17 protein-coding genes are annotated in these 21,113 nt (G+C 63.4%); 10 read left to right on the forward strand and 7 right to left on the reverse strand.

The window, feature by feature from the left end:
* Nucleotides 1-184: 184 nt before the first annotated feature.
* Entirely contained in the window at nt 185-1,075 is an 891-nt protein-coding gene (locus VGH41_RS25495) for a LysR family transcriptional regulator (protein ID WP_331600443.1), read from the reverse strand.
* A 125-nt stretch (nt 1,076-1,200) separates the two neighbouring features.
* Here VGH41_RS25495 and VGH41_RS25500 point away from each other — a divergent pair, with 125 nt between their 5' ends.
* Nucleotides 1,201-2,325 carry a mandelate racemase/muconate lactonizing enzyme family protein gene (locus tag VGH41_RS25500; protein ID WP_331600444.1) on the forward strand — a complete coding sequence of 375 codons (1,125 nt, stop codon included), beginning with the start codon at nt 1,201-1,203 and terminating at the stop codon, nt 2,323-2,325.
* A 62-nt stretch (nt 2,326-2,387) separates the two neighbouring features.
* On the opposite strand, the gene VGH41_RS25505 is transcribed toward VGH41_RS25500, so the two are convergent.
* The gene (locus tag VGH41_RS25505; RefSeq protein WP_331600445.1) at nt 2,388-2,867 is read right to left on the reverse strand and encodes a hypothetical protein; all 480 of its coding nucleotides are present in this window, start codon (nt 2,865-2,867) and stop codon (nt 2,388-2,390) included.
* Between the two features lie 242 nt (nt 2,868-3,109).
* Between VGH41_RS25505 and VGH41_RS25510 the strand changes: the two genes are divergently transcribed.
* The 5 genes from VGH41_RS25510 (at nt 3,110) to VGH41_RS25530 (ending at nt 11,320) form a co-directional block, all read left to right on the forward strand.
* Nucleotides 3,110-6,331 carry an efflux RND transporter permease subunit gene (locus tag VGH41_RS25510; RefSeq protein ID WP_331600446.1) on the forward strand — a complete coding sequence of 1,074 codons (3,222 nt, stop codon included), beginning with the start codon at nt 3,110-3,112 and terminating at the stop codon, nt 6,329-6,331.
* Nucleotides 6,332-6,354: 23 nt separating this feature from the next.
* Complete coding sequence (locus tag VGH41_RS25515; RefSeq protein WP_331600447.1) at nt 6,355-7,584, forward strand: efflux RND transporter periplasmic adaptor subunit; 1,230 nt, start codon at nt 6,355-6,357, stop codon at nt 7,582-7,584.
* Nucleotides 7,584-9,095: an efflux transporter outer membrane subunit gene (locus VGH41_RS25520; RefSeq protein WP_331600448.1), complete on the forward strand. Its 1,512-nt coding sequence runs from the start codon at nt 7,584-7,586 to the stop codon at nt 9,093-9,095. Before VGH41_RS25515 ends, VGH41_RS25520 begins: the two co-directional genes overlap by 1 nt.
* Before the next feature lie 81 nt (nt 9,096-9,176).
* Nucleotides 9,177-9,863 (forward strand): heavy metal response regulator transcription factor, encoded by a 687-nt coding sequence (locus VGH41_RS25525; RefSeq protein WP_117336918.1) that lies wholly within the window; start codon nt 9,177-9,179, stop codon nt 9,861-9,863.
* Nucleotides 9,860-11,320, forward strand: a complete 1,461-nt coding sequence (locus VGH41_RS25530) for a heavy metal sensor histidine kinase (protein WP_331600449.1) — start codon at nt 9,860-9,862, stop codon at nt 11,318-11,320. The genes VGH41_RS25525 and VGH41_RS25530 overlap by 4 nt, the downstream gene beginning before the upstream one ends.
* A 108-nt stretch (nt 11,321-11,428) precedes the next feature.
* On the opposite strand, the gene VGH41_RS25535 is transcribed toward VGH41_RS25530, so the two are convergent.
* Together VGH41_RS25535 and nikR are read right to left on the reverse strand one after the other, a co-directional pair.
* Complete coding sequence (locus VGH41_RS25535) at nt 11,429-12,556, reverse strand: 3-deoxy-7-phosphoheptulonate synthase (protein WP_331600450.1); 1,128 nt, start codon at nt 12,554-12,556, stop codon at nt 11,429-11,431.
* Nucleotides 12,557-12,658: 102 nt separating this feature from the next.
* Nucleotides 12,659-13,117 carry a nickel-responsive transcriptional regulator NikR gene (gene nikR / locus VGH41_RS25540; protein WP_331600451.1) on the reverse strand — a complete coding sequence of 153 codons (459 nt, stop codon included), beginning with the start codon at nt 13,115-13,117 and terminating at the stop codon, nt 12,659-12,661.
* Nucleotides 13,118-13,305: 188 nt separating this feature from the next.
* Between nikR and VGH41_RS25545 the strand changes: the two genes are divergently transcribed.
* The gene (locus VGH41_RS25545) at nt 13,306-14,370 is read left to right on the forward strand and encodes a HoxN/HupN/NixA family nickel/cobalt transporter (protein ID WP_331600452.1); all 1,065 of its coding nucleotides are present in this window, start codon (nt 13,306-13,308) and stop codon (nt 14,368-14,370) included.
* A gap of 4 nt (nt 14,371-14,374) precedes the next feature.
* Here the strand turns inward: VGH41_RS25545 and VGH41_RS25550 are convergent, their stop codons facing one another.
* Nucleotides 14,375-15,931, reverse strand: a complete 1,557-nt coding sequence (locus VGH41_RS25550; RefSeq protein WP_331600453.1) for a diguanylate cyclase — start codon at nt 15,929-15,931, stop codon at nt 14,375-14,377.
* Between the two features lie 420 nt (nt 15,932-16,351).
* On the opposite strand from VGH41_RS25550, the gene VGH41_RS25555 reads away from it, so the two are divergent.
* Entirely contained in the window at nt 16,352-17,083 is a 732-nt protein-coding gene (locus VGH41_RS25555; RefSeq protein ID WP_331600454.1) for a DUF899 family protein, read from the forward strand.
* 30 nt (nt 17,084-17,113) lie between these two features.
* Here VGH41_RS25555 and VGH41_RS25560 read toward each other — a convergent pair whose 3' ends face one another.
* Complete coding sequence (locus VGH41_RS25560; RefSeq protein ID WP_331600455.1) at nt 17,114-18,046, reverse strand: hypothetical protein; 933 nt, start codon at nt 18,044-18,046, stop codon at nt 17,114-17,116.
* A gap of 275 nt (nt 18,047-18,321) precedes the next feature.
* On the opposite strand from VGH41_RS25560, the gene VGH41_RS25565 reads away from it, so the two are divergent.
* Nucleotides 18,322-18,822 (forward strand): GAF domain-containing protein, encoded by a 501-nt coding sequence (locus VGH41_RS25565; protein ID WP_331600456.1) that lies wholly within the window; start codon nt 18,322-18,324, stop codon nt 18,820-18,822.
* Between the two features lie 203 nt (nt 18,823-19,025).
* Here the strand turns inward: VGH41_RS25565 and VGH41_RS25570 are convergent, their stop codons facing one another.
* Nucleotides 19,026-19,448, reverse strand: coding sequence for a PRC-barrel domain-containing protein (locus VGH41_RS25570; protein WP_331600457.1), 423 nt, complete (start codon nt 19,446-19,448; stop codon nt 19,026-19,028).
* 564 nt (nt 19,449-20,012) lie between these two features.
* Between VGH41_RS25570 and VGH41_RS25575 the strand changes: the two genes are divergently transcribed.
* Nucleotides 20,013-20,981, forward strand: a complete 969-nt coding sequence (locus tag VGH41_RS25575) for a hypothetical protein (protein ID WP_414696716.1) — start codon at nt 20,013-20,015, stop codon at nt 20,979-20,981.
* Nucleotides 20,982-21,113: the final 132 nt, after the last annotated feature.

Below are 21,113 nucleotides of genomic sequence, written 5' to 3' on the forward strand. Positions count from 1 at the left end.
GGACGCGCATGCCCTCGATTCACGTGGAATACGTGCTAATGGAGTATTGCGTGACCGGACATCACGAAGAAGCGTGGCGCGGTTGCTTCAAACCTTAATTATTTTTGTGTCTGGACGCGCCAGCCCTCAGTCTCCGGCATTTGCTGGCGGGTTCGTCCGGGTTTGTTGCGGGCTGATTCCGGCTCTACTCGACACGCGCGCCGGTCAGTCCCAGCTCCACCGCGGTGTTGAGGAAGGCCTGCACGAGCCGCATGCGGGCGGACGAGCGTCCCCACAGCAGTCCCACTACACGTTTAGGAAAAGCATGCGGCAGCGGCCATTTGGCGAGCGCGAGTCCGGCGTAGCGCGTCATCAGCCAGTCCGGCACCAGTGATACGCCGAGGCCGCGATCCACCAGCACCGCAAGCGCGTCGAGTCCGTCCAGCTCGCACCGTTGATGCGGCTTGATGCCGTGCTGGCGCAGATAGCCGTCCGCGAGCTGTCCCCCGACGACATTGCGGTCGTAGCGCAGGAACGGCTCGCTGCGCAGCACCTCGTGCACGTTGGCGACCTGCATCGACGCCGGCGTCAGGAGGACCAGCGGTTCTTCACGGAACGTATGCCAGTCGCAGCTTTTAGGCATGTCGAAGAGCGGTTGCACCAGCATCGCGGCGTCGAGATCGCCGTTGACGACCTTGCGGTAGAGATCGATCGAGGTGCCTGGCTCAAGGTAGATATCCATTTGCGGATGGCGAGCCAGCAATTCGGCGAGCACGTCGGGGATCAGGCTCGTCATCATGGTCGGCGTGCCGCCGAGGCGCAGTTGACCGGCAAGCACTGATGCATCGTTCAGGTCCGACTTCAGATCGCGGATGTCGTGCAGAACCGCACGCGCGCGATCCAGAATGCGTTCGCCCGCCTCGGTGGTGCCCACCGTGCGCCCCGAGCGCCGCACCAGTTTCGCACCGAGTTCCTCCTCCAGCATCTTGACGCGCTGGGCCACCGCGGCAGGCGTCAGATCCAGCCGCCGGGCGGCTTCCGCAATCGAACCGAGCTCGACCACGTAGACAAAGCTTTGTAGATAGCGCGAATCCATCGAATAAAACTTTTATCTTTTGAAGAAGCCAAAGGATACTGTTTTTGACGCCTCGCGGCTATCACACTTCGCTCATGCCAGGCCCGCATCAGACGCGGACGGCAGCCCATTTGGAGGAGTGTGAAATGCCCAGAATCGAATCGGTCTCGGTCTGCACGGCGAGTGTTCCGCTGGATCGCGTGACCTCGTTCGCCACCCGCACGGTGTCCACGCGCCACTATGGCCTCGTGAAAGTCCGTTCCAGCGACGGCGTGGAAGGGATCGGGTTCTGCTACGTCGGCAGCGCGGGCGGCGAACTGCTGCGTGTCGCGGTGGAGCAGCTGCTCGCGCCGGTGCTGATCGGCAAGGACTCGTATGCAACCGAAGGCCTGTGGCAGGCCATGTATCAGGAGGCGTTGCTGCAGGGCCGGGCCGGCACGGTGATGCGCGCGCTGAGTATCCTCGATACGGCGCTGTGGGATCTCAATGCGCGTACCCATCAGGTGGCGCTGCACAAATACCTTGGCGCCAATGAACTCGACACGGTGCCCGCTTACGCAAGCGGCGGCTACTACCTCGAAGGCAAGACCCCGGGCATGCTCGGCGAAGAAATGGCGCGCTATGTCGAACTGGGCTTCAAGGCCGTCAAGATGAAGGGCGGCCGTCTTTCGCCGCGCGAGGAAGAGGCCCGCGTGCGCGCGGCGCGTGAGGCGGTCGGTCCGGACGTCGAGCTGATGATCGACATCAACAACGGCTGGGCCGATGCCACGCAAGCCATGCAGCACGTGCGCCGCATCGAACAATTCGATCCGTACTTTATCGAAGAGCCGTTTTCACCCGACGACATCGACAATCATGCGCGTCTTGCGAAGCTCACGCGGGTGCCGATTGCGACCGGAGAAATCGGTTATGGCCGCTGGTATCACAAGGAACTGCTCGACAAGGGCGCCGCGGCGATTCTGCAAAGCGATGCGCTGGTGTGCGGCGGGATCAGCGAATGGCGCCGGATTGCGGCGACCGCGGCAAGCTACGGTGTGGTGATGTGCCCGCACTGGTTCCACGACGTGCACGCGCCGCTGGTGGCGGCGACACCGAATGCACGCTACGTTGAATACTTCTGGGACGATCAGGTGCTCAACTTCCGCCGCCTGATCGACCGTCAGCTCGAACACAGGAACGGCCGGATCATCCTGCACCAGACGCCGGGGCTGGGCTTTAACTTCGACGAGCAGGCGGTGGCGAAATATGGAAAGTGGAGTGTGGTGAAGTAAGAACGATTGACGACCACCGGGCGCCGCTGTGACTGGATGTTGTCCCTCAGTCATAGCGGACATCAGACACAATACACAATACGCCCGCGCAAACCGGTGTCATGGTCCAGCTTGTGCACGCGCGCGCACCCCGCACGCGCCGCCGCCGCAAAGACAGGTTGTTGAAAATCCGTGCGGTGCCGCTCAGGCAGGCGCCTGCGATCGGCCTGCGCGTAGCCATTACGCCCGTCGCGGCAGAGACGACGAAACGTCGTGAGCGGCACCCCATCCATGAAGAGCACGCCGTCGAGCGGCGTCTGAGCATCTACGCAGCAGGCTTGCTGTGTTGTCTGCTTGGCGACGCTCTGTCGAGCGGAACGAATCCGATTCGCTGCGCCGGCCAAAGCGGCTATGCTGAAGGCCGGCGTTTGACCTGTCTGGAAGCAGCGTGCGGCGGAGCCGATTGAATTCGAAAAAAGCCCATGGCTCAGCTCTATAAACTTACAAATAGCTTCCTGACAGTTTTGCCATTTTGGCGCCATGCAGACGTTGGTGCTTACCATCTAGCATAGCGGCAGACTAACGGTGAGACGTGCTCAGCATCCGCTGAAAAGCATGCCGTGCGGAGACAGGTTTGGATATGGCGTGCGCGCGTCCTGACGGAGCGTGCTGTTCGGCTGTCCCGTGATTCGACTGGCGGCGGCTGCGTGATTCTCTCAGCGTTGATAGTGGCGACGAATGTCGCGCGTGCATTGGCGCCGCGGCGACCTTTCATCCTTTCCTGCATTCTTTCGGGCGCGTTTCAATGTGGATCGTCAACGTTGCGCTAAAGCGGCCATACACGTTTCTCGTAATGGCCATCCTGATTCTGCTGGCCACGCCGTTTGTGCTGATAACCACGCCGGTCGATGTGCTGCCGGAAATCAACATTCCGGTCGTCAGCATCATCTGGTCTTACACGGGTCTGTCGGCCGAGGACATGGCCAACCGGATCACGTCGGTCAATGAGCGCAGCCTGACCACGACGGTCAACGACATCGAGCACATCGAGTCGCAGTCGCTTGCCGGCATCACCGTCATCAAGCTGTTTCTGCAGCCTACTGCGAATATCCAGACCGCGATCGCGCAAACCGTGGCGGTCGAGCAGGCGCAGTTGAAGCAGATGCCGCCAGGCGCCACGCCGCCGCTCGTGATCAGCTATTCGGCTTCGAGCATTCCGGTGATCCAGCTGGGGCTGTCGAGCCCGAAGGAATCCGAGCAGCAGCTGAACGACACCGCGCTCAACTTCCTGCGCCCGCAACTGGTGACGATTCCGGGTGCGGCAGTGCCCTACCCGTATGGCGGCAAGTCGCGTCTGATCTCCGTCGACCTCGACACGCGGGCCTTGCTTGCCAAAGGCCTGACGCCGGCGGACGTGGTGAATGCTTTCAACGCACAGAACCTGATCCTGCCGACCGGCACGGCGAAGATCGGCCCCACCGAATACACCGTCAACATGAATGGCTCGCCGGAAACGGTGGCCGGCCTGAACGATATTCCGGTGCGCACCCTCAACGGCGCGACCACCTATCTGCGCGAGGTCGCGCACGTGCGCGACGGCTTCTCGCCGCAGACCAATGTGGTGCGCCAGGACGGTCACCGCGGCGTGCTGATGTCGGTGCTGAAGACCGGCAGTTCGTCGACGCTCGCCATCGTCAGTGCGTTGCATGATCTGCTGCCTAACGCGCGCGCGGCGTTGCCGCCCGATATCAGCATTACCGCGCTGTTCGACCAGTCGGTGTTCGTGAAGGCGGCGGTACAGGGCGTGGTGCGCGAAGCCCTGATTGCCGCTGCGCTCACCGCCGCGATGATTCTGCTGTTCCTCGGCAACTGGCGCAGCACCTGCATCATCGCCGTGTCGATTCCGCTGTCGATTCTCACCTCGCTGATCGTGCTGCACGCGCTCGGTCAGACGATCAACATCATGACGCTCGGCGGTCTCGCGCTGGCAGTCGGGATTCTGGTCGACGACGCGACGGTGACCATCGAAAACATCGAACGCCACCTGCACATGGGGACGGATTTGCACGAGGCGATTCTCGAAGGTGCCGGTGAAATCGCGGTGCCCGCGCTCGTCTCGACGCTGTGTATCTGTATCGTGTTCGTGCCGATGTTCTTCCTCACGGGCGTGGCCCGCTACCTGTTCGTGCCGCTGGCTGAGGCGGTGGTGTTCGCGATGATCGCGTCGTACATCCTCTCGCGTACGCTCGTGCCGACTCTCGCCATGCTGCTGATGGGCCACGCGCACAAGCCGAAGGACGGCAGCCGGCCGAACTTCTTCATGCGGATCTATCACCGCTTCGACCGCGGCTTCGAGCGCATGCGCGCGGCCTATATCGTGATCCTGAGCACCGTGCTGGTGCGGCGCGGGCTCTTCGGCGGCGTGTTTCTGGGCTTTTGCGTGGTGTCGATGGGACTCGTGTTCGTGCTCGGCGAAGACTTCTTTCCGACCGTCGACGCCGGCGACATCCGTCTGCACATGCGCGCGCCGACCGGCACCCGGATCGAGGAAACCGCGCGCCTCGCCGACAACGTGGAGAAGGTGATACGCCAGGTGGTGCCGCAAAAGGAACTGGCGACGATTCTCGACAACCTCGGCTTGCCGTACAGCGGTATCAACCTGTCCTATAGCAACTCGGGCACGATCGGGACGTTCGACGGCGAGGTTCAGGTAGCGCTGAACGAGGACCACAAGCCGACGGCAGGCTACATCGACAAACTGCGCAGCGTCTTGCCGCAGCACTTTCCGGGCGTGGAGTTTTTCTTCCAGCCGGCTGACATCGTGACGCAGATCCTCAATTTCGGTCTGCCGGCGGCAATCGACGTGCAGATTGTCGGCGCCGACCAGCAAGGCAACTTCGACGTGGCGCGCAAACTGTACAAGCAGGTGCGCATGATTCCGGGCACCGTGGACACGCACATCCAGCAGAAGCTCGACGAACCGGTCATCAATCTTCAGATGGATCGGACCCGCATGCAGCAGCTCAATCTGAACGCGAACAACGTGGCGCAGAACGTGCTCATTTCATTGTCGGGCAGCTCGCAGACCGCGCCGAGTTTCTGGTTCAACAATAAGAACGGCGTCGAATACAGCGTCGCGGTGCAGACGCCGCAGTACGATATTTCGTCGATCGACCAGTTGTTGCGCACGCCCGTTTCGGCGAGTACGAGCGGTCCGACGCAGTTGCTGGGCAACCTCGTGCGCGTGTCGCCGCAGAATCAGTTCGCGGTGGTCACGCATTACAACATCCGGCCGGTGATCGACCTGTATGTGAGCGTCGAAAAGCGTGACCTGGGCAGTGTCGCGCGCGACGTCAACAAGCTCGTGGATCAGGCGCGCAAAAGCTTGCCGCGCGGCAGCCAGATCGTGGTGCGCGGCCAGGTGCAGACCATGAGCACGTCGTTCTTCGGGCTGGGCGTGGGTGTGGCAATGGCAATCGTGCTGGTGTATCTGCTGATCGTGGTGAATTTCCAGTCGTGGGTCGACCCGCTGATCATCATCAGCGCGTTGCCGGCGGCACTGGCCGGCATCGTCTGGATGCTGTTCCTGACCGGCACTCACCTGAGCGTGCCGGCATTGACCGGCGCCATCATGACGATGGGTGTGGCGACCGCGAACAGTATTCTGATGGTGGCCTTCGCACGGCAGCGCCTGCAGGCGGGCGCACCGCCGCTGACCGCCGCGCTCGAAGCCGGCGCGAGCCGGATCCGGCCGGTACTGATGACGGCGTTCGCGATGATCATCGGCATGATTCCGATGGCGCTGGGTCTCGGCGAAGGCGCCGAGCAAAATGCGCCGTTGGGGCGCGCGGTGATCGGCGGTCTGTTGTTTGCGACGATTTCCACGCTGTTTTTTGTGCCGCTGGTCTTTGCAGCCATCCATACGCGCCTCGCGCGGCGCAATGGTGGAACGCACGGCGGCACCTCTGACGAACAGGGTCCGAACGGCGGCGCTGACAACGCCCCGGGCGACGGCAAGCACGCGTAAAAGTTAAATGACGGCTGACTGAGATGACTGAAAAAACTCATGCTTCGCTAGCGATCCCCGCGCGGGAAAACGAGGACGGGCACGCCCTGCCGCCGCGCAACCGTGAATGGAAACGCGCGAGGATCGCGGTCTGGATCGTGCTCGCGGTGCTCGCAGCGGGCGCGATACGCACCGTGGTGGCGAACATCCTGCAAAACCGTTCGGTCGCCGACACGACGCGGCTCAACGCCGTGCAATACGTGAACGTGGTGACGCCCACCCAGGCGGACGGCAGCGGCAACACCTTGCTGCCGGGCACGTTGCGCGGCTACGTCGAGTCGCCGATCTTTGCGCGCGCAACCGGTTATCTGCTGCACTGGTACGTGGATATCGGCGCGCACGTCAAGCAAGGGCAGTTGCTGGCCGATCTCGATACGCCGGAAATCGATCAGGAACTGGCGCAGGCAGTCGCGCAGCGCGACCAGATCAACTCGAGCCTCGCCCTCGCCAAGAGTTCCTATGAACGCTGGCAGCAGTTGCGTCAGCGCGACGCGGTTTCGCAACAGGAACTGGATGAGCGGCAAAGCACGTATACGCAGGATGTCGCGAACCTTGCTGCGGCCAATGCCAATGTGCAACGTCTGCAGCAACTCGAATCGTTCAAGCGGATCATTGCGCCGTTCGCAGGCGTGGTGACGCAGCGCAATGTCGACGTCGGCGATCTGATCGACGCGGGCAGTGGCACGAGTCGCGCACTGTTTGCGCTGGCCCAGTCGGATCCGTTGCGGGTGTACGTGCAATTGCCGCAGGCGTACGCGGAGAACGTGAAGGTTGGGCAGGACGTCATCGTGACTCAGGCGGAACTGCCGGGCAAGCCGTTCCACGGCACGATCACGCATATGTCCGGCGCGATCGACGTGCCCACCCGTTCGTTGCAGCTCGAAATCAGGCTGCCGAATCCCGACGGCGCGTTGCGGCCGGGCGCGTATGTGCAGGTTGCCGTGCCGGCGGTTGCCCATGCCGACATCATGGTGCCGGGCAACGCGCTGCTGTTCCGCGCGGAAGGTCCGCGGATCGCGGTGGTGGACGGCAACGGTGTCGTGCATTTGCGTAAGGTCGTGATCGCACAGGACCTCGGACAGTCGCTCGAGATCGAGAGCGGCATCGAGGCCAGCGACAAGGTCATCATCAACCCGAGCGATTCGCTGGCGGACGGCGATCATGTGCAGATCACGCCGCCCTCGGCGTCGCACGGCAACAAGGGGACTTCGTGATGCGGCTGCGCTCTCTCGCGGTGCCGCCGGCTTGCATGACGGCGGCCATCAGCGCAGCGTTGCTGACGGCCTGCACCGTCGGCCCCGATTACGTGCAGCCGCACACCGACGCGCCACCGGAATGGCAGACGGATTCCTACTGGCACGTGGCGAACCCGTCGCATGCGCCGATCGCGCCTGAGTGGTGGAAGGGCTTTGGCGACGCGACGCTCGACACGCTGGAAACTCAGGCACTGGATCAAAACCAGACGCTCGCCGCAGCGGTCGCGCACTACGAACAGGCCAAGGCGACGCTCGCGAATACGTCCGCGCAGCTCGTGCCGGAAGTGGATCTCGGCGCCCAGGCCGAGCGGCTGAAAATCTCGAAGAACCGGCCGGCGACCACCTATTCCACGCCGAACCAGTCGACCGTGCAAAACGCGGTGCAGGTCGGTCCGAGCATCGACTACGACACGGACCTGTTCGGCCGGATTCGCCGCGAAGTGGAAGGGGCGAAGGCCTCGGCGGAGCAGTCGGCCGACGATCTCGCCAACGCGCGTCTCGTGCTGACCACCGATCTCGCCACCGACTACTACTCGCTGCGCGAACTCGACGCCGAGATCGACGTGCTGAACCAGTCCGTGATCCTGCAGCAAAAGGCGCTCGACTATGTAACCTCCGAGCACGATCTGGGTTCGGTGTCGGGACTCGACGTATTGCAGCAAAAGTCGGAACTGGACGCGACCAAAGTGCAGGCGCAACTGCTGCTGGTGCAGCGGGCCCAGTTCGAGCATGCGATTGCCGCGCTGGTGGCGGTGCCGGCGCCGCAGTTTGCACTGGCGCCGAAAGTGATCGCCATGCAGGTGCCGGCGATTCCGCTGGGCGTGCCGAGCGACGTGTTGCAGCGGCGCCCGGATGTGGCGTCGGCGGAGCGCGCGATGGCGGCGGCGAACGCGCAGATCGGCGTGGCCAAAGCGGCGTTTTTTCCGAGCCTGACGCTCACGCCGAGCATCGGCTGGGAGAGCACCAATTTCGCCGATCTGCTTAGCGCGCCGAGCTTGATGTGGACGCTCGGCGCAGCCGTCGGGCAAGTCATATTCGACGGCGGGCGCCGCTCGGCGAACGTCAAGTTTGCGAGCGAAGGCTATCAGGCGGCGCAAGCCATGTATCGCCAGACCGTGCTGAATGCATTCCAGCAGGTCCAGGACGGCGTGACCGGACTGTCGGTGCTGGACGGCGCGTCGCAGCAGTCGCAAGAAGCGGTGACCGACGCGCAGCATCTGTTGTCGCTGGCCAATGACCGCTATTCGGGCGGCCTCGTCGCCTATCTGGATGTGATCACCGCGCAGCAGTCGCTGCTCACGAGCGAACGCCAGGATGTGCAGATTCACGGCCAGCAGATGACCTTGTCAGTCGCGCTCGTAAAGGCGCTCGGCGGCGGTTGGGATGTGAATATGCCCGGCACGCCGAATCTCGCCACGGGGCCCGCTGCCGATGCCGAACGGCAGCAGGCCATGAATCATGCGAACTGAATGGGTTGTGAGAGGACGTACGCAGTGCCGCGCACGCGAAAAACGGGCCTTTCGTATAATCTGGCCAATTAGGGGGCGCGAATGAAATTGCTCATCGTTGAAGATGAACACAAGGTGGTGGACTATCTGCGCTCGGGGCTGACAGAGCAGGGCTGGGTGGTGGATATCGCGCTCGACGGCGAGGAAGGCATGCATCTGGCCACGGAGTTCGACTACGATGTGATCGTCCTCGACGTGATGCTGCCTAAGCGCGACGGCTTTAGCGTGCTCAAGGCGCTGCGCATGCGCAAGTCGACTCCGGTGATCATGCTGACTGCGCGCGACCACGTGAACGACCGCGTGCGCGGCCTGCGCGAAGGCGCCGACGATTACCTGACCAAGCCTTTTTCTTTCCTCGAACTGGTCGAGCGCCTGCATGCGCTCGCGCGCCGCACCCGTTCGCAGGAATCCACGCTGATCTCGGTGGGCGACCTGTTTGTGGATCTGATTGGCCGTCGTGCCACGCGCGACGGTGTGCGGCTCGATCTGACCGCGAAGGAATTCCAGTTGTTGAGCGTGCTGGCGCGTCGCCAGGGCGATATCCTGTCCAAGACGGCGATCACCGAACTCGTGTGGGATGTGAATTTCGACAGTCATACGAACGTGGTCGAAACCGCGATCAAACGATTGCGCGCCAAACTGGACGGCCCGTTTCGCACCAAGCTGCTGCACACGGTACGCGGCATGGGCTATGTGCTCGAAGTTCGGGAGGAGGCGGAATTGTCATGAACCGCTCGATTGCGCGCCGTCTTGCGATGATGTTCGCGCTTGTCGCATTGTCCGTGTTCACGCTGATCGGCACGGGGCTTTTTCTCGTGCTGCGCACCCAGCTCGATCATCATTTGCGCGAGTCGCTCGACGATCGCATGGAGATTGCGAAGATCATGGTGACGCATGCCGTCACGCCGGATAAATGGCGCATGACGCGAGAAAAGCTCACCGACATGTCGCCGCGCGACGGCGCCACGACCTACTCGGTGTCGAGCGACAACCCGTCTTATCATTTTGGCAAGCCGATCGACGGTGGCGTGCGGGACAGCTGGGCAGGCGGTTATATGCGCGTGCGACCGGCCTCGGGCGGCCCGGACATGCTGACCCATACGATTGCGATTCCCGCCAGCGGCGGGCGCCCCACGGTCCAGTTGCAGGTGGCGGCCAGTTATCAGCCCAACGTGCGGACCATGCGCGTGTTTGGCGCGGCGCTTGCCGCGCTGTCGGCGCTCGGTAGTCTCGCGGTGCTGTTGCTCAGCTATTCGGTGACACGCATCGGACTTGCGCCGTTAAGGCGTCTGACCAAGGATGCCTCCGAGGTGAGTCCCAACAATCGCTCGCAACGTCTGAATACGGCTTCGCTGCCGCTCGAACTGAACGACCTGGCCAATTCCTTTAACGGCGCGCTGGAACGGCTGGACGGCGCGTATGGCCGGCTTGAATCGTTTAACGCGGACGTGGCGCACGAACTGCGCACGCCGGTGACGATCCTGATCGGGCAGACGGAAGTGGCGTTGACGCGCAATCGTTCGGTCGACGACTTGCGCCATACGTTGCAATCCAATCTGGAAGAATTCGAGCGCATGCGCGCGATCATCAACGACATGCTGTTCCTCGCGCGCGCCGATCAGGGCGAACGCGCGACGGGGCTGGTCGAAGTGTCGCTGGCGACCGAAGTGGCGCGCACGCTGGAATTTCTGGAAATTCCGTTCGAAGAGGCGCGGGTGCATGCCGTCTCGCACGGCGATGCAATGGCGCTGGTGAACCGTTCGCTGTTCGGGCGCGCGTGCACCAATCTGCTGATGAACGCGATCCAGCACTGCGGGCGCGGCGACACCGTCACGGTGACGATTGCGCAGCACGGCGGGCAGGTGCGCATCGCGGTCGCCAATCCCGGCGAACCCATCGAACCCTCGACGCTGGATCATCTGTTCGACCGCTTCTATCGTGCCGAGGTGTCACGCACCAACAGCCGCGAGAATCATGGGCTGGGGCTGGCCATCGTAAAGGCGATTGCGGAGATGCACCGTGGTGCCGTGTTCGTGGAGAGCGCCAACGGCGTCAACACGTTTGCGTTTTCCGTGGATGCGTCGCGCGTGGATGCGCAAGCCGTGCGCAATGCGGAGGCGACGGTCGAGCGCACTGCCGAAGTGGCGCAGCAGGCTCAAGCGCCGGCGCGGCGTGTGGCGATGTGACGACGTGATGTGATGTGAGCGGAGCGGGCGCGCGAGGAACCGCGCGCATGCCGTCAGCCGCAAGCAGCGCCGGATGCGAGCCAGGCACGCGCGGATCCGGCAAAGGCGCTACCTGGCGCGCCGTTCACGGCGGGCACGCGCTGCTCTCGCCAGCGTTTCCAGAACAGGCTCGGTCTGAATCCAGCTCAGGCACGCATCGGTAATCGACACGCCGCGACGCAGCGGCACATCCGGCTTCAGATCCTGACGGCCTTCCTCGAGATTGCTCTCGACCATCACCCCCATGATGCGGTTCTCGCCCTGCGCCAGTTGCTGCGCGAGATCCTGCGCCACGTCGACCTGGCGCAGATGCGACTTGCCTGAATTGGCGTGCGAGCAATCAATCATTACCTGCTCGCGAAGCCCCGCCTGACGAAGCACCGCGCAGCTTTCTTCCACCGACGCGCTGTCGTAGTTCGGGCCTTTCTTGCCGCCGCGCAGAATCACATGGGCGTCGTCGTTGCCGCGCGTTTCGAAGATGGCGGCCATGCCCATCTTGGTCATGCCCATGAACGCGTGGCTCGCGCGTGCCGCGACGATGGCGTCCGCCGCGATCTGCACGCCGCCGTCGGTGCCGTTCTTGAAGCCGATCGGGCAGCTCAGCCCCGACGCCAGCTGACGATGGCTCTGGCTTTCCGTCGTACGTGCCCCGATCGCGCCCCACGCCACCAGGTCCGCAATATATTGCGGGCTCAGCAGGTCGAGGAATTCGGTGGCGGTGGGCAGCCCCAGGTTGCTGATATCGAGCAGCAGTTGCCGCGCGCGCCGCAAGCCTTCATTGATGCGGAAGCTGCCGTCGAGCCGCGGGTCGTTGATATAGCCTTTCCAGCCCACTGTCGTGCGCGGCTTTTCGAAGTACACCCGCATGACGATCAGCAGGTCGTCCTTCAGTGCGTCAGCGGCCGTCTTGAGTTGGCGCGCGTATTCGATGGCCTGATCGTGATCGTGGATCGAGCACGGACCGACGACGATCAGCAGACGGTCGTCGCGGCCATGCAGGATATCGGCGATCGCGGTGCGGCTTTGCTCCACGAGCGTCTGCACGGCCAGAGGCACGGGCAGCTCATCCTGCAGCAAGGCGGGCGAAATCAGCGGGCGCACTGCGCCGATGCGCGTATCGTCGATCCGCGTGGTGTCCTGGGTCGGGTCGGCGGTGCCGACTTCGCGGTCGTGTAAGGGGTTGTCGAGGCTGCTCAAAATCTTCTCCTGAATCGGCATTGGCCGCCCGGATTATGGCATTCCCGGGCCGCTTCGAACGGCTCCGGGCGCGCGTGGCGGCCTGCTGCAACAAACGTGTGATCAAACGTGCAAATGCTCGTGGCGGGCGTCGTCGCCACCATGGTGGTGCTGGGTATGTTCGATCGTGACGGGAATCGTATGCAAGTGTGCGTAGCGTACACCGCGCTGACTGGTGAGGCTGTCCGCGAATGCAGCGACATCCTGTGCGCGGCCTCGCAACACCGACGATTCCAGCAGGCTCTCGTGGTCCAGATGCACCCGCATGCTGGCGACAGCCAGATCATGCCGGTCGTGATGCGCCTGAGTGATGCGCCGTGCCAGATCGCGCGTGGCGTGGTCATACACGTAGGTCAGGGTGGCGACGCACTGGCTCTGTACTTCATTGCCGTGGGCGCGCGCCTGGCTTTCGCGGACGATGTCGCGAAACGCCTCGGAGCGGCTCGTATAGCCGCGCTGCGCGACGAGCGAGTCGACCACCGCCAGCAAATCGTCGTCAATAGTAATGGTGATTCGTTGCATGAGCACTCCCGACTGCAGATCTGGCTACTGATCGCCAATCCTAACCGACTGTGCATCGATATGATCTTTTTTGAAAAAAGTATTATTCGCGCGAAAAGGCGTCAGAATGACGGAGACGATTTGCCTGACCCGGCAGCGAACCTGTACCGGACGCGCAGGCAACCAGCGGCGCTCCAGCGGCGAACCTCATGACCCATCTAGTGAAAGCACTCTTCGGCGACGGCCATGCGCACCTGCGGCAGAAAATTACCGCGCTCTACGCGGTCTTGCTGGCCTTCAACGTGGCGGCGTGGGGCTGGGCCTTCAGCGCATTTCACCCCTATCCGCTGCTGATGGGCACCAGCCTGCTGGCGTATTCGCTCGGCCTGCGGCATGCGGTGGACGCCGATCACATCGCCGCCATCGACAACGTGACGCGCAAGCTGATGCAGTCCGGCCAGCGCCCCATCAGCGTCGGACTGATGTTTTCGCTCGGCCATTCGAGCATCGTGGTGCTGGCGTCGGCGGGTATCGCCGCTACCGCGCTGGCGTTGCAAAGCCGCGTGGCAGGTTTCAAGGAAGTCGGCGGTGTAATCGGCACACTGGTGTCGACCGTTTTCCTCTTCGCGATTGCGCTGATGAATCTGCTGATTTTGCGCGCGGTGCTGCGCGCGTTTCGCCGCGTACGGCGCGGCGAGCCTTACGTGGATGAAGACTTCGATCTCCTGCTGGCCGACCGCGGGCTGCTCGCGCGCTTCTTCCGGCCGCTGTTTCGTCTGATCACGAAAAGCTGGCACATGTACTTTCTGGGTTTTCTGTTCGGGCTGGGCTTCGATACCGCGACGGAAGTCGGCGTGCTGGGCATATCCGCCGCAAGCGCCGCGCAGGGTCTGCCGATCTGGTCGATTCTGGTCTTTCCCGCGCTGTTTACCGCAGGCATGACACTGATCGACACGACCGACAGCATCCTGATGCTGGGCGCGTACGGCTGGGCCTTCGTCAAGCCGGTTCGCAAGCTTTACTACAACATCACGATCACCGCGATGTCGGTGCTGGTCGCGCTGCTGGTGGGCAGCATCGAGGGACTCGGGTTGCTGGCCGATCGGCTCCATCTGTCCGGCCGCTTTTGGGTAGCGGTGGGTGGTCTGAACGACAACTTCGGTTTGATCGGTTATCTGATCGTCGGCGTGTTTGTCTTCAGCTGGCTGCTGTCAGCGGCCATCTACCGGTGGAAGCGTTTCGAAGAAGTGGAAATTCGCGTCGAGCCGTTCTAGCGCTTCAGGGCGGACTCGCCATCGTTCCCTGCTGCGAAAATTCGCCTTCGGCACTCGCTTCGATGCGGTCGCGGCCACCTTCTTTGGCGCGGTAGAGCGCCTGATCGGCGGCTTCGACGATATCGGCGGCGCGCGCTCGCGGCGATTCGAACACCGCGATCCCGACACTGATGGTGGCGAAGTTGCCGGTCGGGGTCTCGTTGCGGATCTTGAGCGCGCGCACGGCTTCCTGCATCTTGAGCGCGACGATGCGTGCGCCGGCTTCGTCGGTTGCGGGCAGGATCGCGGCAAACTCCTCGCCGCCATAGCGTGCCAGCAGATCGCCGCTGCGCGGTAAGGCGGATTGCAAGGCGATCGCCACCGACACCAGACAACGGTCGCCGGCCGGATGACCATAACGGTCGTTGAGCAATTTGAAGTAGTCGAGGTCCACCAGCAGCAGCGCGAGCGATTGCTGGTTGCGGATCGCGCGATTCCATTCCAGTGTCAATGCCGCATCGAAACGGCGACGGTTCGCGGTGTTGGTGAGCGCGTCCGTGAGCGCCATTTGTTCAAGCCGGTCGCGGGCTTCGTGCAGCTCGCGCTGCACCCGGATGTAACGGCCTTGCAGCGTGGTCGAGCGGATCGCGTACACCACCAGCGCCGTGAATATGCCCACCGTGCCCACATAAAAATGCTGGCGCATCAGCGAGATGCTGAGCAGGAGCAGCGCGACCGTATAGAAGATCGGGCTGATGTTTTCGATCACGAGCGCGAGCGTGCTGCGCTTGCGTTCCGTTTGCGCGGCTTCGGCGGCGAGTTCATGGGCCGCCGCCGCGCGCGGCGCGTGCGGCGCCATCACCGCGACGCTCAGCAGCAGGAACGGCAGGTCGATGAGAAGGTCGACCGGATCGTGAACGTCCGAGGTCGCCGCCCAGTTGTTGTAGAAGTACGCGCAGATCGCATAGATCCACAGAAACAACACGAGGATCACGTAAAAGCGGCGCTCTTTGCCGCGCGGCTGGGCGAACAGCCGCAACGAGGCGGCCACGGCCAGAATCAGGTTCTCGGCGTTATACGTCAGCAGCAACATGGACACCGCGATCGGCTCGATCGGGGCAGAGGAAAACGGCACCACCGAAAAAATGCTGATGTAGGCCAGATAGCCGGTCATCACAGCCTGCGCGGTGTCCATCCAGACGAAAAACGGCATGCGCTGTTTCGCCGAGACGGACGACACAGCCAGCAGAATCGGCACGCCGTACAGGAAGAACGAAAAATCGGAGAACCAGGCAATGCTCTGCGGGATGTGCTGGAAGATATCTTCCCAGGCGCTTAGCACCATGCCGCAGGTCCACAGAAATGATCCGACTGCGAGCAGAATCCAGGCCGAGCGCGAGCGCGCCTCTTCCCTTGTCGCGCGCCAGCAGCAGCTGAGGCAGGCCAGAGAGGGCGCGAGCAGCAGGAAGGGATAAGTCACGAACGTCGCTTGCGGACGCAGGGCCAGCAGGGCTATCGCGTGCAGACAGATGAAAGCCACAGCGAACAGCACGAGATAGATCAGCTTCAGCGGGCGGCGCAAGGTTAGACCCCGGTGTTGAGGACGGCGGGCGAACCGCCGCAGGGCATCCGCCGATTCGGGCCCTTTTTATGGCTGGTGATATCAGCGAGTCTCATTTTCTAGACTACGGCACTCAGGGCGGAAACTTGAATGCAGAGCTGGATCGCCGTTTTGTCTGATGTTTGGATAGTTATACGCGTCATTGTGTATCGCGCTGGCTCAAGATGGCGTCACGTCGACGCGCATTTTTCAGTTTATCCCGACAATCAGCCCGTTCAATATTCTGATGATTATCTTTTGGCGTCACCCCGATTTGAGGCTGGGCGTGTCGATTCCGTGTTGCGTGGTTCGTCGTATTAGCAGGCGGGAACGAGCGCGGCGACGGTAGTGGGTCGTGCCGCGCATCTCTCATGGGTTGGGCATCCTGACAGGAGAAGGTCGATGACTGCTGCAGAAGGAGGGACACCGGCACTCAGGCCGGCGCGTGAACTGGCCCGGTCGTCCAGCCGGTATCCGGGCGAAAGCACGGCTTACCGCGAGGCGCGCAACGCGCTGCTAGCGGAGGAAATCGAACTGCGGCGCCATATCGAGCGGGTCGCGGCCCAGCGCCGCGCGCTACCGCCGGGCGGCGAGGTGCCGGAAAACTATCTGTTTGAGGGCGAGGGCGGTCCGGTCACGCTGGCGCAGATGTTCGGCGAGCACGACACGCTCGTCATCTACAACTGGATGTTTGGCCCGAAACGCGCGCGGCCTTGTCCGATGTGCACGTCGTTGCTGAGCGCGCTCGACGGCGAGATGCCCGACATTCTGCAGCGCGTGTCGTTTGCGGTGGTCGGGCGCGCACCGATCGGGCGTCTGGCGGACTTCAGGAAAGAGCGCGGCTGGCGCTATCTAAGGCTTTATTCGTCGGGCGGTAACACGTTCAACCGGGTCTACGCCCACGAAGATCCCGACGGCGACGACAACCCGGCGCTCAACGTCTTCACGCTGCGGGACGGCATCATTCGTCACTTCTGGGGCGCGGAAATGGGCCCGGACTCCGCCGATCCCGGTCAGGATCCGCGCGGCGCGCCAGACCTCATGCCGCTCTGGACGATTCTCGATACGACGCCCGGCGGGCGCGGCGTGGACTGGTATCCGAAGCTGGAGTACGGCAAGCCCGGCGGTGTGTAGCCTGGCGCCGGGTTTTGCCTGCTGCTGCGTTTACCTGAGCGGAAAGCTGCGGATGTAGCTGGTGCCGGTGGCAGAGGTGGCGCGATCGACTGCGTACAGCGTGTGATGGGCGGCATCGACGGCGACGCCGCGGGCGTTCTGGAAATCGTCGGCCAGCACGCCGACCACGCCGTCCGGCGCGACCGTACACAGCCCCGTCTTGTTGCACTTCGTGTAGAGCGTGCCGTTGGCGTCGATAGCGAGCAGATCGGGACTGTCGATCTTCGCAAAGGTGGCGTTCGCCGTGACTGCCGCAGGCGAGTTCAGCAGGACTGAAAGGCTTGCTTTGACGATGCGGTTATTCGCCTGATCCGAGACGTACACCGTATCGCCCTGGACGGCCACGCCCACCGGTTTGCCGAAGCCGCTCATCAGATCGCGTTCCTGGGTGGTGTGCGTCGCTGCATCGTAAGTCAGGAGACTCAGTCCGCCTTGCTGCGGGGCGTTACCGGTCTTGATGAACCACGTCGAAAGCAGTTGCCCATGGCCGATCGACGCCAGGCCGAGCCTGCGCCGCGCCGGGTCGAGGCCGGTCAGCGGCGTCGGCGCGCCCGCGCCCGCTCCCGTCAGCTCGAACACCGCGCTCGCTGTGCCAAACCCGAAGCGCTCGACCATCAACGTGTCGGCATCGACGAAGACCAGCTGGCTCAAGCCGCCCTGCTGGCCGCTCACGGCAGGCAGCGCCGCGAAGCGCGCGAAAGGCTGGCCGCCCACCGACGCGAGCACGCTGTTGGTGGCGTCGTCCGTGATGAAGAGGGCGCCGTCGGATGGCCGGATTGCGATGCCGTTAGGACGCGCCTCGACGGCGATCCGTTGCGGTGCGACCGGCAGCGGTCCGCTGCTGCAGGCGCCCAGCGCGGCCAGCACGCCCAGCGTCGCAAAGAGTAAACGGCTCTTGCGCAAGACGGCTCGCGATACCAGCATGTTGGACTCCAATGCAGCCCCACCTGCGCAAACGGCGCTTCGAAGCAGGGCGAACGATGAACGCCCGCAGATTGGCCGCGCGGGGATCCGGCAGGCGAGTCCGTTCTGTCGTACGATCTCGCGTGTCTTGACTGGCTGGATTTCACCCTGACCGTGGCTCCCGGCAGTCGAAGCGTAATATACACACTCGCATAACGCAGGGACAACCTCGCCGGCACCGTGCCGCGCGCCGTTCCTGTTGTTTGGTTTCTTTTGTTTCCGCTACGGACGGCACCATGTTTCAAGTTTCAAGCGACACTTCGCAACTCTCCAAACCGGCGCAATACGAAGAGCTGGCCGCCCAGGCGCGCTCGCTGATGGCCGATGAGACCGACTGGATCGCCAATGCGGCCAACTTTGCGTCATTGGTGTTCAATTCGCTGCCGGGGTTGAACTGGGCGGGTTTCTATTTCTATGACGGCACCGAACTGGTGGTGGGTCCGTTCCAGGGCAAGCCGGCCTGTGTGCGCATTGCGCTCGGCAAGGGCGTTTGCGGCACCGCGGCGCAAACGCGTGTCACGCAAGTGGTGCGCGATGTCCACGAATTTCCGGGACATATTGCCTGCGATTCGGCCTCGCAATCGGAAGTCGTGGTGCCGCTGATTGCAGCGGACGGCTCACTGATCGGCGTATGGGATGTGGACAGTCCGCTGCTTGCGCGCTTTGACGACGAAGATGCCAAGGGCATGGAGGCGCTGTGCAAGGTCTTCGTCGAGCTGGCTACGCGTGCGGCCTGATCAACGAGCACGCCCTGCTGCGGCCCGCTGCATGGCTCATCTGACGGCGGGATCGTTACCGGGTTCGTTACCAGGTTCGTTACTGGCCCGTTGCGTCTGAACCACCAGGCGCAACGGGTCATGCCTTCGTAGCGCCGTCATCGCATCGCCGCGCGCCTTGCAGCGGCAATGGATACGGAAAATACGCTGCCGCTAAAACCCGCTTACTGTGCCAGCTTCTTCGGCTTCGGCGGCGACTGCACCTTCGCGTACTGGAACTCCGGCGTCGCCTTCAGTGCATCTTTGGTCGCGCCCGGCAGATACAGATTTCCGCTGCGCACATCCAGCGCACCGATCGGCACCGCTACGTCGTGTGTCGCCACGCCAAGAAAGCCGCCTGCGGAAACGATCGCCGCCGAAACCGAGCCATCGGGCGCGACAATCAGATCGCGGACCGTACCGATCTTTTCGTTCTGGTCGTTATAGACCGATTTCCCAAGCACGCTCTTCTTGACGCTCCAGCCCTGCAGCAGTGCCTGGGACTGTTCGACAGTCACGCTAAGCGGTTGGGTGCCGGCAACCTGTGCCTGCGCATCGATACATGACGCAAGTGCCACCGCGACCAAAATTGCCTTGTGCAAAGCCATATCGTTAACTCCGTGGTTAGATTCGGTTTGTGGCAGGTCCTTCGGACCATTGCAGCAACGCCGGCCCGTCTGCGCTGGCAGCCGCACCGGCGCTCGCGCTCGAACTGTCTGTCAAAACGCGCGGTTGTCATCATACCTTTCACGGCGGCGCAGCGTAGTGAAGGCGACCTGAGATGAACGGGGCAGGTCAGGCGTCATCGGACTGGGCCCTGGCTCCAGGATCGCTGCGTGGCCCGCCATGTCCATGCGGATGGTGAAGCGCGGCATCAGCGCTCCGGCGGCGCGGCCGGCCCCGCTAGCCGGCCCCGAGGCGCGGCACGCCGATGGCCCGCGTCCCGTGCCTCGATTCCAACCTGTAACACTTGATGTCGCGATATGTCACGGCTTGCCGGCATATCGCGCAAACGACCGCCAGGTGGCGCTCCCAGCGGACCGCCCAGCGGTGAAACCGCGCGACATATCTTTGCAATAGTTTAAAAAACCGCGTCCTTCTATAGTCCGTTCATCGCCACGCAGCACCGCTCACGCAGCGCTCCATGTGGCCCGAACCGTGAAGGACATGCCGTGAAACTCGACTCGTTTTCCGCCCCGCAATCTGCCCTGTCGGCTACCCACGCCGACGGCGCCTCGCTGGCCTCTTTCATCGACGGCGTACGCGCCAGCATCACCGTGCGCAAGCTGGCCCTCGTGGCAACCGCCACCGTCCTCGCGCTGGGCAGCGCCTCCGCGTCCGCGTGGACGCGCGGCGGTACCGCTTACACATCGCGCGGCACGTACAACGGCGCGCATTACGGCTCCTGCGGCGGCGGAAGCTGCTCGCACGCTGGTGCGGTGGCGGGTCCGTGGGGCGGGGTCGCGACCAACACCGGTAACGTGACGCGAACTGCGCCGGGTCAGTTCTCCAACTCGGGAACGGCGACTGGACGCTACGGCAACACGGTCCAGCATTCTGGCGATACCAGCTGCGCGGGCGGCACCTGTTCCCACAACGGCACGCTGACCGGCTCCGACGGGAAGACCGCCAGCACCGACAGCAGCGTGACGCGCAACGCGCCGGGGCAGTATTCGTCGTCTGGCTCGATTACCGGTTCGAACGGCAACACCGTGAACCATTCGGCCTCCACCAACTGTTCGGGCAACTCCTGCTACCGCTCTGGCAGCGCGACCGGTTCGGACGGCGGCACCGTGTATCACTCGGGCAGCGCGACGCGAGTTGCGACGGGTGTTGTAACAACCTCCAGCAGCGTGACGGGTGTGCATGGCACCACGGTCACAGGCAGTGGCACGGTGGTGACGGGCGGCACGGTGACGACAGGCAGCACCGCCGTGGTGGTGCGCTCGCCGACGGTGGTGGTCGGCGCGCCGGTCGCCTACGTGCCGCCGCCGGTCGTGGTTGTGCCGCCGCCTCCGCCGCCCCCGCCCGTGTATGTTGCGCCGCGCGTCGTCTACGTTGCTCCGCCGCCGCCCCGGCCACTGGTATGGGTGCCTGGCCACTGGATGGGTGCCGTGTGGGTTCCGGCCCACTGGGCATGAGCGAGGTGGTTGATGCCGCAACGAAAGGAATACCAGGGACAAGGCGAGGGGATCGGCAATTGAATCGCAAATCAGACAGCATGCTTGAGCGTTCGCACGACAGCCGTGCGTCGTTTCTTCTGAGCAGGCGGA

This window comes from Paraburkholderia sp., assembly GCF_036488795.1.
GTDB lineage: Bacteria > Pseudomonadota > Gammaproteobacteria > Burkholderiales > Burkholderiaceae > Paraburkholderia.

Bases quoted from the DNA above. Each gene is read 5' to 3' on its own strand.
- VGH41_RS25525 (WP_117336918.1), top strand. From the start codon at position 9,177: ATGAAATTGCTCATCGTTGAAGATGAACACAAGGTGGTGGACTATCTG.
- VGH41_RS25510 (WP_331600446.1), top strand. From the start codon at position 3,110: ATGTGGATCGTCAACGTTGCGCTAAAGCGGCCATACACGTTTCTCGTA.
- VGH41_RS25495 (WP_331600443.1), bottom strand. From the start codon at position 1,075: ATGGATTCGCGCTATCTACAAAGCTTTGTCTACGTGGTCGAGCTCGGT.
- VGH41_RS25500 (WP_331600444.1), top strand. From the start codon at position 1,201: ATGCCCAGAATCGAATCGGTCTCGGTCTGCACGGCGAGTGTTCCGCTG.
- VGH41_RS25545 (WP_331600452.1), top strand. From the start codon at position 13,306: ATGACCCATCTAGTGAAAGCACTCTTCGGCGACGGCCATGCGCACCTG.
- VGH41_RS25555 (WP_331600454.1), top strand. From the start codon at position 16,352: ATGACTGCTGCAGAAGGAGGGACACCGGCACTCAGGCCGGCGCGTGAA.
- VGH41_RS25530 (WP_331600449.1), top strand. From the start codon at position 9,860: ATGAACCGCTCGATTGCGCGCCGTCTTGCGATGATGTTCGCGCTTGTC.
- VGH41_RS25560 (WP_331600455.1), bottom strand. From the start codon at position 18,046: ATGCTGGTATCGCGAGCCGTCTTGCGCAAGAGCCGTTTACTCTTTGCG.
- VGH41_RS25565 (WP_331600456.1), top strand. From the start codon at position 18,322: ATGTTTCAAGTTTCAAGCGACACTTCGCAACTCTCCAAACCGGCGCAA.
- VGH41_RS25570 (WP_331600457.1), bottom strand. From the start codon at position 19,448: ATGGCTTTGCACAAGGCAATTTTGGTCGCGGTGGCACTTGCGTCATGT.
- nikR (WP_331600451.1), bottom strand. From the start codon at position 13,117: ATGCAACGAATCACCATTACTATTGACGACGATTTGCTGGCGGTGGTC.
- VGH41_RS25505 (WP_331600445.1), bottom strand. From the start codon at position 2,867: ATGGTAAGCACCAACGTCTGCATGGCGCCAAAATGGCAAAACTGTCAG.
- VGH41_RS25515 (WP_331600447.1), top strand. From the start codon at position 6,355: ATGACTGAAAAAACTCATGCTTCGCTAGCGATCCCCGCGCGGGAAAAC.
- VGH41_RS25520 (WP_331600448.1), top strand. From the start codon at position 7,584: ATGCGGCTGCGCTCTCTCGCGGTGCCGCCGGCTTGCATGACGGCGGCC.